Source organism: Pararhizobium sp. IMCC21322 (assembly GCF_030758295.1).
GTDB lineage: Bacteria > Pseudomonadota > Alphaproteobacteria > Rhizobiales.
On the sequence record NZ_CP132335.1, the window covers coordinates 4,751,657 to 4,767,617 of the forward strand.

16 protein-coding genes are annotated in these 15,961 nt (G+C 51.9%); 5 read left to right on the forward strand and 11 right to left on the reverse strand.

The features are described from left to right. Nucleotides 1-60: 60 nt before the first annotated feature. From RAL91_RS22590 to RAL91_RS22600, 3 genes are all read left to right on the forward strand, one after another. Nucleotides 61-1,317, forward strand: coding sequence for an FAD-binding domain-containing protein (locus RAL91_RS22590; protein ID WP_306258486.1), 1,257 nt, complete (start codon nt 61-63; stop codon nt 1,315-1,317). A gap of 90 nt (nt 1,318-1,407) precedes the next feature. Beyond that, nucleotides 1,408-1,947, forward strand: a complete 540-nt coding sequence (locus tag RAL91_RS22595) for a thermonuclease family protein (protein ID WP_306258487.1) — start codon at nt 1,408-1,410, stop codon at nt 1,945-1,947. A gap of 180 nt (nt 1,948-2,127) precedes the next feature. After that, entirely contained in the window at nt 2,128-2,562 is a 435-nt protein-coding gene (locus tag RAL91_RS22600; RefSeq protein WP_306258488.1) for a hypothetical protein, read from the forward strand. 200 nt (nt 2,563-2,762) lie between these two features. Here the strand turns inward: RAL91_RS22600 and RAL91_RS22605 are convergent, their stop codons facing one another. From RAL91_RS22605 to RAL91_RS22630, 6 genes are read right to left on the reverse strand one after another with little or no spacing between them, the layout of a single operon-like run. Continuing rightward, complete coding sequence (locus RAL91_RS22605; RefSeq protein ID WP_306258489.1) at nt 2,763-3,791, reverse strand: aldo/keto reductase; 1,029 nt, start codon at nt 3,789-3,791, stop codon at nt 2,763-2,765. 1 nt (nt 3,792) lies between these two features. After that, on the reverse strand, nt 3,793-4,833 hold the full coding sequence (locus RAL91_RS22610; RefSeq protein WP_306258490.1) for a Gfo/Idh/MocA family protein: 1,041 nt from the start codon (nt 4,831-4,833) through the stop codon (nt 3,793-3,795). After that, on the reverse strand, nt 4,830-6,767 hold the full coding sequence (locus RAL91_RS22615) for a hypothetical protein (protein WP_306258491.1): 1,938 nt from the start codon (nt 6,765-6,767) through the stop codon (nt 4,830-4,832). The genes RAL91_RS22610 and RAL91_RS22615 overlap by 4 nt, the downstream gene beginning before the upstream one ends. Then, nucleotides 6,764-7,771 carry an ABC transporter permease gene (locus RAL91_RS22620; protein WP_306258492.1) on the reverse strand — a complete coding sequence of 336 codons (1,008 nt, stop codon included), beginning with the start codon at nt 7,769-7,771 and terminating at the stop codon, nt 6,764-6,766. The genes RAL91_RS22615 and RAL91_RS22620 overlap by 4 nt, the downstream gene beginning before the upstream one ends. 33 nt (nt 7,772-7,804) lie before the next feature. Beyond that, nucleotides 7,805-9,373 (reverse strand): sugar ABC transporter ATP-binding protein, encoded by a 1,569-nt coding sequence (locus RAL91_RS22625; protein WP_306258493.1) that lies wholly within the window; start codon nt 9,371-9,373, stop codon nt 7,805-7,807. After that, nucleotides 9,370-10,338: a substrate-binding domain-containing protein gene (locus RAL91_RS22630; protein WP_306258494.1), complete on the reverse strand. Its 969-nt coding sequence runs from the start codon at nt 10,336-10,338 to the stop codon at nt 9,370-9,372. The genes RAL91_RS22625 and RAL91_RS22630 overlap by 4 nt, the downstream gene beginning before the upstream one ends. Before the next feature lie 392 nt (nt 10,339-10,730). Between RAL91_RS22630 and RAL91_RS22635 the strand changes: the two genes are divergently transcribed. Further along, nucleotides 10,731-11,546, forward strand: coding sequence for an SDR family NAD(P)-dependent oxidoreductase (locus RAL91_RS22635; protein WP_306258495.1), 816 nt, complete (start codon nt 10,731-10,733; stop codon nt 11,544-11,546). A 13-nt stretch (nt 11,547-11,559) separates the two neighbouring features. Then, nucleotides 11,560-12,417, forward strand: a complete 858-nt coding sequence (locus RAL91_RS22640) for a sulfurtransferase (RefSeq protein ID WP_306258496.1) — start codon at nt 11,560-11,562, stop codon at nt 12,415-12,417. 63 nt (nt 12,418-12,480) lie between these two features. Here the strand turns inward: RAL91_RS22640 and RAL91_RS22645 are convergent, their stop codons facing one another. From RAL91_RS22645 to RAL91_RS22665, 5 genes are read right to left on the reverse strand one after another with little or no spacing between them, the layout of a single operon-like run. Beyond that, complete coding sequence (locus tag RAL91_RS22645; RefSeq protein WP_306258497.1) at nt 12,481-12,930, reverse strand: VOC family protein; 450 nt, start codon at nt 12,928-12,930, stop codon at nt 12,481-12,483. Nucleotides 12,931-12,987: 57 nt separating this feature from the next. Next, nucleotides 12,988-13,734 carry an SDR family oxidoreductase gene (locus RAL91_RS22650; protein ID WP_306258498.1) on the reverse strand — a complete coding sequence of 249 codons (747 nt, stop codon included), beginning with the start codon at nt 13,732-13,734 and terminating at the stop codon, nt 12,988-12,990. A gap of 10 nt (nt 13,735-13,744) precedes the next feature. Then, a complete protein-coding gene (locus RAL91_RS22655; protein WP_306258499.1) occupies nt 13,745-13,933 on the reverse strand; it encodes a hypothetical protein in 189 nt (62 codons plus the stop codon). Beyond that, nucleotides 13,930-14,940 carry a 4-hydroxy-2-oxovalerate aldolase gene (gene dmpG / locus RAL91_RS22660; RefSeq protein ID WP_306258500.1) on the reverse strand — a complete coding sequence of 337 codons (1,011 nt, stop codon included), beginning with the start codon at nt 14,938-14,940 and terminating at the stop codon, nt 13,930-13,932. The genes RAL91_RS22655 and dmpG overlap by 4 nt, the downstream gene beginning before the upstream one ends. Then, complete coding sequence (locus tag RAL91_RS22665) at nt 14,940-15,872, reverse strand: acetaldehyde dehydrogenase (acetylating) (RefSeq protein ID WP_306263079.1); 933 nt, start codon at nt 15,870-15,872, stop codon at nt 14,940-14,942. The genes dmpG and RAL91_RS22665 overlap by 1 nt, the downstream gene beginning before the upstream one ends. Nucleotides 15,873-15,961 lie beyond the last annotated feature (89 nt).

The following is a 15,961-nucleotide window of genomic DNA, read 5'->3' on the forward strand; positions in this document are numbered from 1 at the left end:
CTACTGCTCTAATTAGCTTGCTGAAGCCAAACATAAAGAGCAGCGGCGCATTTCTTTCCCATGACCGACCTATTAACCCGCACAATCAAGTTCGACGCGACCCGCAAAGCAGGTCTGGACCGGTTGGACTCGTTTGTGCCTTTTGCGGCTACAACATATCGCACAGAGCGTAATTTTGATTATGGGCCGGCCAATCGGTCGAACGTTTCAGCGCTGTCTCCCTGGGTTCGTCATCGTCTCCTTACAGAGCAGGAAATTTGCGCCCGAGTGATGCAGGATTTCGCATTGTCATCGACTGAGAAATTCATTCAGGAGGTTTTCTGGCGGACCTATTGGAAAGGCTGGTTGGAGATGCGTCCATCGGTTTGGTCTGTTTATGAGACAGTCAGGATGAAGGCGCTGAAGCGTACCCAAACAAATGGCAATATGCGCAGCGGTTACAACGCTGCCATTGAGGGCAACACCGGCATTGATTGCTTTGATGCCTGGGCAAAAGAATTGGTAGAAACAGGCTATTTGCATAATCACGCACGCATGTGGTTTGCATCAATCTGGATATTCACCCTGCGCCTCGATTGGACACTCGGCGCTGATTTCTTTTTACGTCATTTAATGGATGCTGACGCGGCATCCAACACATTGTCATGGCGCTGGGTTGGCGGCTTGCAAACCAAGGGAAAGCATTATCTGGCGCGTGCATCCAACATACACAAATTCACGGACGGAAGGTTCAATCCGCAGGGCCTGAACGAAAAGGCCGGCCCGTTGGAAGATGACTTTGCTTTTGACCAACCAGTGCCGCCCAAACCACACACGCCTCTGCCCTTGGGCAAAAAAGCGATGCTGCTGATCACCGAAGATGATTGTACATTTGAGCAGTTGAGCTTTGGAACCAATGAAATCTGTTCCATCGCCACCTGGAATCTGAGTGATGGGCGGTCTCCGCTCAAAATTGGCAATGCAGCATCAGACTTCACCAGAGGTGCTCTTACCAACGCCGCCAACCGTGCCTGCGAAAAATTCGGTGGAAACACGACATCTTTTACAGGCAATAATGCAATCGAAAACATGGCAACGGAAGCATATGATGCAGGCGCGGAATGCGTCATGGCACCCTTTACTGCACAAGGTTGGGCACGAGCCCCGATGAGCCAACTGGCCGCCAAATGCACGGAGCGAGGTATCGTCTTTTGTGAAATTCCGCGCGATTGGGACACACAGGCTTGGTCCCATGCCACTAAAGGCTTTTTCCCATTCAAGAAACAAATTCCTCAACTCATGCTCAATGCAGGTTTTGATATCAAAGGCAAAAGATAGAACTCTTGTCGATGCCCCATCAAAGGCAATGAAGGTTTCCCTTATCACCGAGGTTTGCAGCCTTCAAAAAAGCAACTCGACTTCCGGTCGATGTCCAATATTATTGATATAATCCCTGATACTTTGACAATTGATGTGGGAAAAATGTTTAGAGCACTGTTTCGCATATTTTTTAGATCTACCCGAACAAAAATTCATCGTAAGCGTGGGAGGAGACAGCAGAAGCCGAAGAGTGTCGCCTCAACAAATATTCTGGGGGGTAAATGCCATGTAATAGATGGCGATACGATCATTGTCCGCGGCACCAAGATCAGATTGGCAGGAATTGATGCTCCTGAACTTGAACACCCATGGGGCAAGAAAGCCAAATTTACCCTGATAGGTTTATGTAAAGGCAGGGTCGTTACCGCCATTATCAAGGACGAAATTTCTTATGATCGTATTGTAGCAAAATGCTACCTGCCTGACGGAACTGATATTGCCGGTGAGCTGGTAAAACAGGGTCTGGCGCTTGATTGGCGTAAGTTCTCTGGGGGCGAGTACCGACATCTTGAACCAACGGACGCAAGAAAAAAATTGTGGCGGGCTGCGGCCAAACAACAGGGCCGCCTTAGGGACTTTAAATCGTAAGAATTAGACCGGATCCGGCATGCCAGTACGCTCTCCAGGAGTTGTGGAGAACTGACCAACCATTGAAAAAACTCATATTATTTTGTCCAATATTTTGTGGCTTGAGGTTTCAGTTCCAATTGGGGGGCTGGACTGGCGCTCTTACATTTGGATAGAATGTTATACTTTGGAGCACAGCTGATGACCATTGCAGATACGATCAAAGGATTTGTCGCACTTATCGGCCTGGCCGGGTTCGTGTTCGGTGTGGTCAAATTTTTGGAGGTTCAGGCTGTTGAAGCCGAGAGGCCGTACCTTGAGAAAAAGTTGGCATGGTGTGAAGAAGCTGTTGAAACAACGTCGCGAATTGCCACGTCGGCGCAGCCTTCTCAGAAAGACATAGAACGATTTCGGCAGATGTATTGGGGTGTAATGGGCCTTATTGAGAAGGCCTCAATAACGACTGCCATGGTGGAATTCGGGAAATCTCTTGATTCCCTACCCTCACCTGCAGAAGGCTCAAAAGACCTGACAGAACATCTCGCTGGCACGCGGGGCAAATCATTGGCACTTGCTCATGCTTGCCGAAAAGAGCTGTCCGCAGAGTGGTCACCAAGCTGGTCTATCAGCCGATAGCCATCCGCGGTTGCGTTTCAAATGGATAATGCCACACACTTTGAACCAAAAGAACCGAGCTGCTGCCAGTTTCGTGGAAGGCAGAGAAGCAAAGGTCATTTCGTGTGCAAAATGTCAGCGGCTCACGTAGCTGGTGGCTCGCACCTCAGACTTTAATCGTTTTCAAAATCAAAACAGCAGCCCAGCCTGTAGCCGCAAAATCACCCAGGTGGCGAGGGAATATCATCTGGAAGAAGGTTCTCATTGCGTAAATCAGACCAAAAAGCGTCTGGGATCTTGATATCCAGATAATTGACGTTTTGTTCGACTTCTTTTGAACTGACTGCGCCAAAAACCACCGAGGCAACTTCCGGGGCGGCCAGCGGAAATTGCAGCGCAGCCGCAGCCAGTGGCACATTATGAGCATTGGCGACGCGCGTAAGTTGTTTGACCCGCTCAATGACATTCTCGGGCGCTTTGCCATACTCGTATTTCGCGTCATCGGTCACGCCTGTGGCCAGAATACCTGAATTGAATGCACCGCCAATCACCATAGACGCCCCATGATCGCCGGCTCTCACAATCTCGTCGCGGTAGATGTCGTGTTCAAGAAGCGTGTATCGGGACGCGACCAGGAAAACGTCAAGGTCGGCACCATCCAGAAACCTGTTGATCATGCCGCGCTCATTAATCCCGGCGCCAATGGCCTTGACCTCACCGGATCTTTTCAGCTCTTCGAGGGCTTTATAGCCACCCTTGTCCAATTCATTGAATTTGGCATCCAGATCACTTTCGTCTGCAAAGTAACCATGGTCCAGATCATGGATGAACAGAGCATCGACCTGATTGATGCCCAACCGTTGAAGACTGTCTTCATAAGAGCGCATGATCGCATCATATGTAAACTCGTGTTGCACATCGAATTGCAACGGTGCTTCCCAGGCCGGTGGTTGGTAGCTTGCCCGATCTTGGGGCGCGCGCAGGACACGGCCAACCTTCGTTGTTAATATGTAGTCCTGTCTTGGGCGGTCATATAAACTGCGACCGGTGCGGTGTTCGGCCTGACCCAAGCCATACCATGGCGCTGTATCGTAGAACCTTAGTCCAGCGTTCCAGGACGCCTCAAATGTGTCGCGCGCACTCGTTTCGTCAATGGCCGCATAAACGCCACCAAGCGGGCATGTTCCCAGTCCCAGAACGGGCAGCTTTAAATCTGTTTTGCCGACGGTGCGAAGGTCATCGGGCCGCATATCAATCCACTTTCTCAAGGGACGATATTTCGATCAGTTTGCCGGTATCTGCGGACTGATAGGCTGCCTCTGCCAGACTATATGTCTGCAGGCTGTCTTCGGACGATGTCTCAAATGCTTGACCCGAGCGCAGCGCGTCAATGAAATGTTGCTGGGTTTTGGGCACTGAATCTTGAATTTGAATCCAGGGCTCTGATGTCCATCTGCGGCCATCATCCTCAATCTTCTCTTCGCGCGTTGTTCCATTTGCATGAATACGCAGCACTTCTCCTTCAAGAATTTGCACTGTGCCAAGTCGGCCTTCGATTTCGCCCAGCGTTTGTGGAAACAGGCTCGGAGTGCGATGTGAGGCGTAACTTACGTCAATAATTGATGTTGCAGCATTGTGGTGGCGCAACAGCATTGTTGCGGCGTCTTCACCTGCAATGCCTTCTTTGACGGATTGGTTGATGCAAGTGATCGCATCCGCATTGCCCATCAGGAACCGCGCCAGATCAATCATATGAATTCCAACGTCCATGATCATGAAGCGCTTCGTTTTGGTCAGATATGGCTGGTTTGTGTAAACATCGATATCATTTCGCCAGGAAAGTCGAGCGAATGTGGTTTCACCGATTTCTCCGCTATCCAGAATTTCACGCAAGCGGCGGAAGACATTCTGAAAACGAAAATTCTCGTGAAGCATGACACGCACATTGGCAGATTCAGCATTGGCCTGAATGCGCCGACACGTTTCAATATCAGGTGCAAATGGCTTCTGAACGATCACCGGCACGCCTGCCTCCACAGCAAGCGCTACCAGATCTTCATGCGTATCCATTGTTGTACAGATATCAACGAAATCAAACGCGCCTGATTTCAAAATCGACGCGTCCGTATAGAATTCCGGAATTGAATATTCCTGCGCATAGGCCTCTGCGCGCGCTGGATCAAGATCACAGACAGCACCGATCTGTGCCCCTTCAACATCCGCCCAGGCGTGCAAATGATTGCGTGAAAAGAAACCGCATCCTATCAGAAGTCCATTGAGTGGTTTGTTCACTGGCCCCCTCCTTCGCGCACAAACATCACGGCATAAGCATCCAGTTCGTCGAAGTCTGCAATTGAGGTCGACGGTGCTGGTTTTAGATCACCTGATAAAGTGGCAAGGCTTGAGGCATCAAGCACAATGGCATTCGCATCAGCTATATCCATCTTTGGGATGGGTCGTGGCGTCGTAGCCAAATTTGCCATCAGCGCAAACCGGCTCCCGTCGCGCTCCCACAACAGCTGCGCCACATTATTTTGTGTAGACGCGCCCAATATAGTACCGCCGCCAGCAGCGTTTATCCAACGCGCCACATGATAGAGCGGATACGCCGCGCCAGCCGGTTGGTCATCCCAGTAAGCGCGTGCAAATTTCTGAGGGGTGGACATTAGCCCGAAGGGGCCAACCGGCGCACCGAAAGCAAATCGGTCCAGTCCAAAGGGTGCACTACGTGCCAGATAGCCAACAATCCAGGCTGCAGCGAAAAGGCCACGTTGCCTTGGGTCTTGTGCGGCCATGCCTTCACGGTCATCCGGATCATTATCTGATGGCGCCGGGCCATAAGGGTTCAACCGGGCGCCGATGCCAGTTGGCCCCACTGAAATTGGCAACCCGCCTGCAAGGGCAACCGCCGAGCCCAATATGTGCGGCAGCGATTGCAGTGTTTCCATGACGGACGCATCATCTGCGGCGTGAACCACCGGTGTGGTTGCAAAGGTGACACCATGCCAAAATGATGGATCAGGTCTCTTCCGATTAAACTCAGTGAAGAATGCTGGCGTGCCGCCAATGCGCTTGGCTTCTGGAAATTGGTCCGCGAGATGCGCCGCGATGGCTTTTTCCAATGGATGCGGAGGGCGCTCCTCACCAGGCTGAAAGCTCTGCTCATCGACTTTTGCAAATGCGGAGACATGTGACACGGTTACGCCAGCCGCTTTCAAGCGATTGCCTATCGATGAAAGCTCGACGCCAGCGGCCTCATCATCGGTCGCTTCAAGAACAATCTGCAGCTCCAGCGCTGCGCCGGTGATTTCCAATAATTTAGTCAGGTCTGAAAACGCGACATCTGTTTTTTCCACCGTACTATCGAACCGCAGCATGATGCGGTCTGGTGCCAGCGCACGCATCGCGTCAGACTGTTCAAGCGCTTTTGCCGCCTGAGAAACAGTGTCCAAAGGCAGGGCATAGGACGGCATTTTCTGATCTGCAATTACCGGTGTGGCCACGGCAGATTTCGCCTGTGAAGACGCGCCATCATCGGTAATCTTGATGTGCACAGCCTGCTCGACCGGCTCATCAGGCAAAAGTTTATAAGGATAGGGCAAGCCAATTGGACGACTATAGGTTTTGAAAGATGCATCGGACCAATTTCTGTGGTCCTCCATTTCAAAGATGTCGCCCTCAAATCGTGTTTCAACTGTCAGCCCTGAAACCGGCTTGTGAGTGATGGCTTTCATATCCATTACCGGTTGGCCGGGAGAGATTTGCGCAGGCATCTCAAGGGTCCGCGCTGGATCGCTTGCATGATCCACATTGACCTGCGTGCCAGCAAACCCGTCCAATTGGTGCAGTATCACAAAGCCGCTTCTGTTTGTGTCAAAGGGAACTTCAGAGCGTATGGTTGATGTTGCAGACAAAGATCCAGCTGCGCTTCCTTCCAGGAGCACCTGCACAACAACGCCGCCATTCTTTTCGCCATAATGCGCATCATATGAGACGGAAAAACTATCCGTGTCCTGCTCAATGGCCAATTTGGAAATATCTGCCGGTGGCGTTCCCCATCCAGGCGTACGCACGAGAAACATGATCGCGCGCAATACTTCCAAACCGTCCCATTTGATCCAGCGCAACGCGCCCGCATCATACACAGCCTCCAGCTTTCCAGCCTTCAGGGCCTGTGTTTTGGGTTCCTGATTTGCAGTCCCTGTTAAAAAGATATTTCGTGTCATCGGCTTTGCTTCTTAATAAATGCGTCGAAGGCGACAGCAGCAATAATGATAAGTCCAATCATGACTTGTTGTGTGTAGGGCGACACATTCAGGATGACGAGGCCGTTCATCAAAACGCCTGTCAGCAGCGCGCCGATGACCGTACCCACAACGCCGCCTGTTCCGCCATACAAACTCGTCCCCCCGATGACCACCGCAGCAATCGCCGTCAGCTCATACCCCGTGCCAGCGACCGCTTCGGCGGAATTGAGACGTGCGGCCAGAACGAATCCAGCCATGCCCGAACAAAAACCAATCACACCATATGTGGCTATGGTGACAAGGTTCACATTGATACCTGAAAGCCTTGCGGCATCAGGATTTGACCCGACGGCATAAACGGCACGACCAAACCGGGTTTGCGTGAGCACAAGATAAGCGACCAAAGCAACGACTGCGAATATGATAACCGGGACAGGAATAGGCCCCACCAGGCCACGGCCCCACCAACCGAACTCCGCACTAAACCCCGAAACCGGGCCACCATTGCTTATGGCAAGCGCTATTCCCCTGAATATTGTAAGACCACCAAGCGTGACGACAAACGCTGGCACCCCCAGCCAGGCAATAGCCATTCCCTGTAAGACACCAGCCACCGTTCCTGCTGCAAGCGCAGCCACGGCCGCAAAAGCCCAGTGAAAACCAGTGCCATCTGCGGTCAACGAGAAATTTCCTTCGACACCGCCTTTGGCAACGACAGCGGCGCATAGTCCGGTCACCGCGACCAAAGAACCAACAGACAGATCAATGCCGCGGATGAGAATAACAAAGGTCATACCGACCGCGATGATACCAAAAATTGAGACCTGTCTTAAGATGTTAAAGATGTTCAACGACATCAAAAAACGCGGCTGCAGAATGGCAAAAATGAGCACCAATAGAAGAAGGAAGATCAGCGGAGCCAGTTTGCCCAGCAGAGCATATCGGCGAGCACGGGCCATCGCTGCATTAGGATCTTCAGTCATAAACATTCACCTGGGTCACGAAATTTTTGAATTTTAATCATGCTTTGTCATCTTCATCATCAGGGTTTCAGCGGTGGCAGAAGTGGCCTCGACTTCGCTGGTCACATTGCCTTCCAAAAGGGTGATTATGCGGTCTGACAGGGCAAGGATTTCAGGCAAATCCGATGAGATCAACAAGACCGCGACACCTTGCGCCGAAATTTTGCGAATGAGCTCGTGGACATCCTCTTTGGCACCCACATCAACGCCTCGCGTGGGTTCATCCACAATCAGGACACGCGGATGCCGCGCAATCCACCGTGCCAGAATGACCTTTTGTTGATTGCCCCCCGACAATGTCGCGATTGGTGATTTTATACTGGCCGCGCGGATGTCGAGTGTTTCAATGAACTGTTCCAACAGTTTTGCTTCACCCGCCTTGTCATTCCGTCCAAAGAGCTTGGGTGGCACAACGCCTGTGAGAGCGAAATTCTCCGCCACCGATCTTTGCGGTAAAATTGACAAAGCTTTTCGGTCTTCGGAAACATAACCGATGCCGGCTTTCATGGCGGCAGCAGGGGAAGATGGCGCAAATGGCTCTCCTTCCAAGAGGACTTCACCGCTTCCAATCGGGTCCAGACCAAACAGCATCCGCGCTGTTTCAGTCCTCCCGGCTCCCACGATGCCAGCCAGACCAAGGATCTCGTTTTCGTGCAGTGTGAAAGAGACATCGCGCACACGCTGCGCAACCCGGCCATGGGAACGCGATGCAAGATTGCGAACCTCAAGAACAGCTTTGCCAGCACTTCTTGCCGTGCCGGAGCGACCAATTTCCACATCGCGGCCAGCCATATCGCGAATAAGCAATGGTATGGTGGTGTCCTTGACATTGCCCTCGGAAATGGCCTTGCCATCCCGTAAAACCGTATAGGTTGAACAAAACGCCCGCACTTCATCAAGACGGTGACTCACATAAAGGACAGCGACCCCATCGCGCGACAGCTGAGCGATAATCTCCCCCAGATTTGCAACCTCTTTTGGAGATAGTGACGCTGTCGGTTCGTCCATGATAACGATTCGTGATTCACGGGTCAGCGCACGGGCAATTTCCACCATTTGCTGCTCTGCGACCGAGAGGCTGTCGACCGGGGCGCGGACATCAACATCAAGGTCAAGACGCCCCAGAGCTTTCTGGGTCGCATCGCGCACATATTTCCAGTCTATCCGACCGAATTTGGTTGTTGGCAGGTGACCTGCAAATACGGCTTCAGCGACCGACAGGTCAGGAAATAAGGATAGCTCTTGCCGAATTACGCTGATACCTGCGTGATCAGCATCTATTGGCTGCATGAACCTCACGGGCTCACCATCCAGAAAAATTTCGCCGCCATCAGGCTGAAACACGCCGGACAGCAGATTGATCATGGTTGATTTTCCGGCGCCATTCTCACCCAAAAGCGCGCGCACTTCCCCCGGCTCCAGGGACATGGAAATACCATCCAGAACGGTAACGCCGAAGAAGCGCTTAACAAGGCCGCGTGCTTCCAAAAGTATATTGCCAGGGCGCTGCGCGCGCCCTGGCAATTCAGTTTTCACCGGATCCATGTCCAGCGACTGATTCATTCGCCGATAAGCCCTACACGCTCAGCGCTATCAAGGTTCTCTTTGGTGATAGCAATCGGGGCGATCAGGATATTATCGCTTTCAGGCTTTGCGCCTGTCCGGATATTTTCCACCAAGGTACGCACTGCAATGCGGCCCTGCAGACCAGGGAACTGATCAATCGTTCCAGCCAGGATACCATCGCGCACGCCGCGCAGAGCATCTTTCGAACCATCATAGCCATAGATGGCGACCTTGCCAGCCAAGCCGCGAGCCTCAACAGCCTGCGCAGCACCCAGAGCCATATCATCATTGGCTGCGATGATAACTTGTGGCGTTTCAACTAGGCCAGTCAGCACATTTTCAGTAACGGACAAGCCTTTATCACGTGAGAAATCAGCAGCTTGTTCCGAAACAAACACGTATGTATCACCTGCGGCATCAAGGACCTTATGAGCACCACCATTACGGTCATTTGCTGTTTTGTCGCCTGGAATACCCTGAAGATTGACGATGGTTGCGCCATCCGGAAACGCAGCAACAACGGCCGCGCCCTGTGCTTCTGCACCAGCAAAATTGTCTGCTGCCACGTTAGCAAGAACAGTGGGCACACCATTTACCGGGCGATCGACTGTTACGACAGGAATGCCATTGTCGATAGCCTGTTTTACTGGTGCTGCAAGTGCATCCGCATCGGCAGGGGCAATGATGATCCCGTCAACACCTTGTACGATGGCTGATTCAATATCTGCCAATTGCTTGGGCGCGGAAAGCTGGCCATCGGCAACAACAAGCGTAACGCCGCCCAATTTTTTGGCTTCATCTTCCATTTGTTCGTACATGAAAACGAAATGTGGGAACGCAAAACTGAGTGGCGAAACAAAGATTTTAATCTCTTTCGCGTCCGACTGCGCGACACTCGGCAGCGCTGTGGCTCCAAGAAGCAGCGCCGCAGATGCGACAGCAAGAAATGTACGTTTAAGCATAGTAATAATTCCTCCCGTTGAACTCGGATAGACTGTATCCGTACTGCCTACATATTGAAAACAAAAAATACAGTTTTCAAGGAAAATATAGCAGATTTGCGCAAAACACACGTAAATCATGGGTTTTTGAATGAAAACAGTATACAGAATTCGAAAATATAGCTACAAACTGGCATGCAATCATCGTTAAGGTTGAGAATAAGGGACAAGTGAAAATCCGTTGGTTGTCGCTCCATTAATTGCGACGCTGTGGTATGAACATTGTCAGAGAAAATTCCGGGGTCTGAACCCAATCAAGAGATTGATTTGGGTTCAGACCCCAATCAGGTATGCGAAATAACACCCGCCAAAAGCAGGCTGTTGTCGCCCCATTTGGAAATCAGGAGTGAACCATGTCAGATTATCTATCTTCCCTCTATTCACTGGAAGGTAAAACCGCCCTGGTCGCAGGTGGCGCGGGTGCCATTGGTTCGGTGATTTCAGAGGCTTTCGCAAAAGCTGGTGCCACTGTCATCGTTCATGATCTTTCCCAGGAGAGGCTCGATCTTGTTGAAAGTCATTTTAACAAGGAAGGCCTGAAATTTACCGGCATCCAGGCAGATCTCTCCACACGTGAGGCCACGCTGTCTTTGGCAGAGCAAGCAAGCAAGGTAACCGGGCAAATCGATATTCTGGTCAACCTTCAGGGTGCAAACAGACGAAAACCGATTTCAGAAGTGACTGACGAGGATTTTGACCTCATTACATCCGTCAATTTCAAATCGGTTTATTTTCTGTCTCAGGCAGTTCATCCCATAATGAAGAAACAGGGCGGCGGCAGCATCCTGCATTTCAGCTCGCTCTCAGCCAATGTTTCATTCGATACCATCTCCGTTTACGCAGCCACAAAAGCCGCAGTAACATCGCTCACGCGCTCGCAGGCGCATGAATGGGCTGACGATAATATCAGCGTCAACGCCATCGAACCCGGATTTGTCCAAACCGAGTTCACCCGCCCGCTGTGGGATGACGACTACAGGGCCGAATGGTTCGCAAATTACATTCCAATGGCACGTCTGGCAGTGCCTGAAGACCTTATTACAACGGCGCTCTATCTGGTGGCGCCCTCTACCAACTACGTGACCGGGCAAAATCTCGTCATTGATGGTGGTGTTATGACCGGCAATAGTTGGGTAGAGAAGCCACGCCGCAAAGGCATCGAACGCTGAAGAGGAACAAGCTATGAGCAAATGGTTGATCGAGACGGATGAACTGGCGCAGCAAATGGTCTCCGGGTCACAGGCTGACAGGACCATCGTGGATTGTTCGTGGTATTTACCGGACGCTGGAAAACATGCGATTGACGATTTTCGCCAGGGCCATATTCCCGGCGCGCAATTTCTCGATTTGACCGAAATTTCGGACCCAAAATCGGACTATGTGAACATGCTTCCCGAAGCCGCGCTCTTCGCTGAAGTTGTTGGCAGGCTCGGCATCGGCTCGCAGACGGAAGTCATAATCTATGACGCGGGATACGTGTCTGCACGCATCTGGTGGATGTTCAGAACCTTTGGGCACGACAATGTTCGGATTCTCAACGGCGGATTGCGCAAGTGGAAAGCCGAAGACCGGGAACTGGAAACGGGGGATGCGAAACCGGTAACATCAAAATCATTTCCAGCCAAAGTCACCGAAGGCCGGGTGGCATCCATTTCTGATGTTCGCGCCGTCGTCGAAAATGGGCAAACGCCTTTGATTGATGCCCGCACAGCAGCACGTTTTGATGGCCATGAAGGCTCTGGATACCCGGGGGTCGCCTCAGGCTTTATGCCCGGTGCAATCAACACGCCCTGGCAGCTGTTTTTCGAGCCTGCACCATCCCATCGCTTTGTGTCACCGCAAAAAGCAAAAGAGATTTTTGAAGAACGCGGTGTCGATACTTCAGGTGAAATCATCACAACCTGCGGCTCAGGTGTAACGGCCTCAATTCTGGGATTTATGCTTGAAGAGATTGGCCACTCCAATTGGCGGCTTTATGATGGTTCGTGGCACGAATGGGGGCAGCAAGAAGATACCCCCAAAGAAATCAAACCATCATAGTACGTCGCCCAGGCTTTCTTTCGCCCCTTTAAAGCCATTTGCACTTCCAATTAGCCCAAGCTCTTAGACCTGCTTGGGCTTTTGGATCATCTCGACAATCAATCCCTCTTCCGGCGTGCGTAAGTAAATAATGCGCGAGCCATTATTGGGACCGGCATCGATTTGAACCTCTTTGCCAACCACATCCAGCGGCCAGGCGAGTGCCTTTTCGAGCATGGCATCCATGTCTTCAACATTCACAGCGATATGCAGAGATCCAAGGTCGCAGGGGCGCGGACGATAGTCTTCTCGCTCTTCGGGCTTGGAGTAACATAGCAGTTCAAAACTGACTGCCCCGTTGCGAACATAGGCAACTTCGATTTCCGCACCTTCCACACCAGTTACGCCAGATATGATTGCGGGGTCACGCGGTGCCCGCGAGAAGACTTCAAAATCAAACAGCTCGCGAAACATCGCAATCGATCTATCGAGATCGTGAACTGTGATGCCTGTATGGTTGACGGTAACTGACATAAATAACCTTTCAAAAAATCACATCAAGGCCCGCATTTTGCGGCCTGTTTTTTAAACTCATCTGCCGCCGCTGACGGAGATAAAAGTGCCCGTCACGTAGCTGGCGGCGTCTGACAGCAACCAGATAATAGCTTCTGCAGTTTCCGCTGCAGTCCCGGCGCGCCCAAGCGGTACACCGCCAGCCAGACGCTCGACACGCGCGGCATCGCCAGCGCTTCCGTGAATATCCGTATCAATCAATCCGGGGCGAACACCGTTTACCCGTATGCCGTCAGGACCAAGCTCTTTGGAAAGTCCGATTGTCAATGTATCAACGGCACCTTTGGACGCACCATAATCGACGAATTCGTGTGCAGCTCCCAGAACAGCCGCCATTGACGACACATTGACGATTGATCCGCCATGGCCCCCATGACGCGGTGACATCAAGTGAACAGCTTGACGACAACACAAGAAAGTACCGGTGGTATTGACAGCAAACGTCTTGTTCCAACGCGCAAGATCAAAATCTTCAAGGCGCCCTACTTCGGGCAAGATCCCGGCATTGTTGACAAGCCCGTCAAGTTGACCAAACGTCTCCTTGCACATGTTAAAGACCGAAATCACATCGGCCTCGACCGACACGTCACTGGCCACCGCGCGAGCCTGACCGCCAAGGGTTTCGATTTTTTCTGCAATTTGGGCCGCCGCCCTGGCATCCGAGCGATATGTCAGAACAACATTCCAGCCTAGACTGCCGGCTGCAATTGCCGTCGCGGCACCAATCCCGCGTGATCCGCCAGTGATGAGAATTGTCTTTGTCATGCAAGCCTCCTCAATGACTGATACGCTGTACAGAGAGTGGGCAAGACCCATCAGCAGCGCGCACGTGCCACCATACGGTCTGTCCGGTCACTTTGATCGCCCCGCGGCGCAGCAGGCCGCTTTCGCCCAATGCCTGCATCACAACTTGCGTGCCGCCCGCTTCATAGAAGCCGAACGTCACCTTCTCAGTTTTACTCATTTGGTCTCACTGGCAAGGTCGATCGCAACATCGACGATCATATCTTCCTGACCGCCAACCATTTTGCGTTTTCCCAATTCCACGAGGAGCGACCGTACATCCACGCCGTAGCGTTCCGATGCATTTTGTGAATGTCGCAGAAAACTGGAATAGACCCCGGCATAGCCTAAAGACAGTGTATCCCGATCAACCCGCACGGGTCGGTCCATGAGTGGGCGAACCAAATCTTCACCAGCATCCTGAAGCGCGAATAAATCAGCACCATGATGATACCCTTCACGCTCTAAAACGGCGACCAGCGGTTCAATTGGCGTGTTGCCTGCCCCGGCACCCATTCCGCAAAGCGAAGCGTCAACGCGATAAGCGCCCTCATTGATAGCAACAATGGAATTGGCGACAGCAACAGACAGGTTCTGATGGGCGTGGATGCCAATCTGAGTTTTCTCGTCCAGAATATCGCGATAGGCACGAATGCGGTCGATGGTGCCTTTCATGGTCAGCGCACCACCGGAATCAGTGACATAAACGCAATGCGCTCCATAACTTTCCATGAGCTTGGCTTGCTGCGCCAACATGTCTGCAGGCGCCATATGAGACATCATTAGAAAGCCGGATACATCAAGATCCAACTCGCGAGCGGCCTCGATGTGCTGGCGGGATATATCAGCCTCAGTACAGTGGGTCGCAATTCGAACCGAGCTTACACCAAGCGCGGCCGCTTTTCGCAAATGCTCAATTGTTCCGATGCCTGGCAACAACAATGTTGTCAGACGCGCGCGCTTGCAGTTTTCCGCTGCAGCCTCAATCCAGCTGTGGTCGCTATTTGAACCAAACCCATAATTGAGCGATGAGCCGGCAAGGCCATCGCCATGCGCAACTTCAATTGCGTCAACTCCGGCAGCATCAAGTGCGGCTACAATTTCGCCAACACGTATGGGATCCACCTTGTGCCCGATGGCATGCATGCCATCTCTCAAGGTCACATCCTGCAAATAAATATCGGCCATCACGCACGCCCTCCGGCTATCATTTTTTCCGCCGTTCGCATGGCTGCGGACGTCATAATGTCGAGGTTTCCAGCATAGGAAGGCAGGTAATGCGCAGCTCCTTCCACCTCCAGAAACACCGATACTTTCAACCCTGAAAAACGGTCATCGAAATCAGCAAGCACAATTGGATCATTCGCGGATATTTCTTCAATCTGCACTTCGTGTTTCAATCGATAGCCGGGTACGTACTGGCTCACTTCCGCGACCATCTCATTCACTGATGCGCGAATAGCGTCATGATCGCTGTCTTCGCACAGGCATAAAACTGTATCGCGCATGGTCAGCGGCGGTTCAGCGGGGTTCAAAACAATGATGGCCTTGCCATGCTTTGCGTTGCCGATTTTTTCAATGGCGCGCGAGGTCGTTTCGGTGAACTCATCAATATTCGCACGCGTGCCAGGCCCCGCCGACTTGGAGGCAATTGCGGCAATAATCTCGGCATACCGAACGGGCGTCACTTTAGAGATCGCTGCTACGATCGGTATTGTTGCCTGCCCACCACATGTCACCATGTTGACGTTTGGTGCGCTGATATGTTCGTCAATATTGACCGAAGGCACAACAAATGGACCAATGGCAGCTGGCGTCAAATCCACGACGGGAATGCCACGCGCGCTTAACATCTTGTCGTGCTTGACATGGGCACCTGCGCTGGTGGCATCGAAGACCAGACCGATCTCTTCGGCTTCCGGCAATTCCAGAAAACCTTCAAGCCCGGTTTCGCAAGCTGCAACACCCATGCGTTTGGCCCGCGCCAGCCCATCCGATTGAGCATCGATACCGATCATGCAGCCCATTTCCAGTACGTCGGAAATCCGCAAAACCTTGATCATTAAATCGGTTCCGATGTTGCCTGAACCAATGATCGCAATCTTATTACGTTTCACGATTGGTCTCCGTATTTTGAGTTATTTGAGCAGTAGCCTGATTGCGCTACCTGGTTTGAAATCATCATTTTGAAGGTATTCGGATATCGCTG

Coding starts and splice junctions, on each gene's coding strand:
- RAL91_RS22655 (WP_306258499.1), bottom strand. CDS start 13,933: ATGAGTAAAACTGAGAAGGTGACGTTCGGCTTCTATGAAGCGGGCGGC.
- RAL91_RS22605 (WP_306258489.1), bottom strand. CDS start 3,791: ATGCGGCCCGATGACCTTCGCACCGTCGGCAAAACAGATTTAAAGCTG.
- RAL91_RS22645 (WP_306258497.1), bottom strand. CDS start 12,930: ATGTCAGTTACCGTCAACCATACAGGCATCACAGTTCACGATCTCGAT.
- RAL91_RS22590 (WP_306258486.1), top strand. CDS start 61: ATGACCGACCTATTAACCCGCACAATCAAGTTCGACGCGACCCGCAAA.
- RAL91_RS22625 (WP_306258493.1), bottom strand. CDS start 9,373: ATGAATCAGTCGCTGGACATGGATCCGGTGAAAACTGAATTGCCAGGG.
- RAL91_RS22630 (WP_306258494.1), bottom strand. CDS start 10,338: ATGCTTAAACGTACATTTCTTGCTGTCGCATCTGCGGCGCTGCTTCTT.
- RAL91_RS22600 (WP_306258488.1), top strand. CDS start 2,128: ATGACCATTGCAGATACGATCAAAGGATTTGTCGCACTTATCGGCCTG.
- RAL91_RS22635 (WP_306258495.1), top strand. CDS start 10,731: ATGTCAGATTATCTATCTTCCCTCTATTCACTGGAAGGTAAAACCGCC.
- RAL91_RS22620 (WP_306258492.1), bottom strand. CDS start 7,771: ATGACTGAAGATCCTAATGCAGCGATGGCCCGTGCTCGCCGATATGCT.
- RAL91_RS22615 (WP_306258491.1), bottom strand. CDS start 6,767: ATGACACGAAATATCTTTTTAACAGGGACTGCAAATCAGGAACCCAAA.
- RAL91_RS22650 (WP_306258498.1), bottom strand. CDS start 13,734: ATGACAAAGACAATTCTCATCACTGGCGGATCACGCGGGATTGGTGCC.
- dmpG (WP_306258500.1), bottom strand. CDS start 14,940: ATGGCCGATATTTATTTGCAGGATGTGACCTTGAGAGATGGCATGCAT.
- RAL91_RS22595 (WP_306258487.1), top strand. CDS start 1,408: ATGTCCAATATTATTGATATAATCCCTGATACTTTGACAATTGATGTG.
- RAL91_RS22640 (WP_306258496.1), top strand. CDS start 11,560: ATGAGCAAATGGTTGATCGAGACGGATGAACTGGCGCAGCAAATGGTC.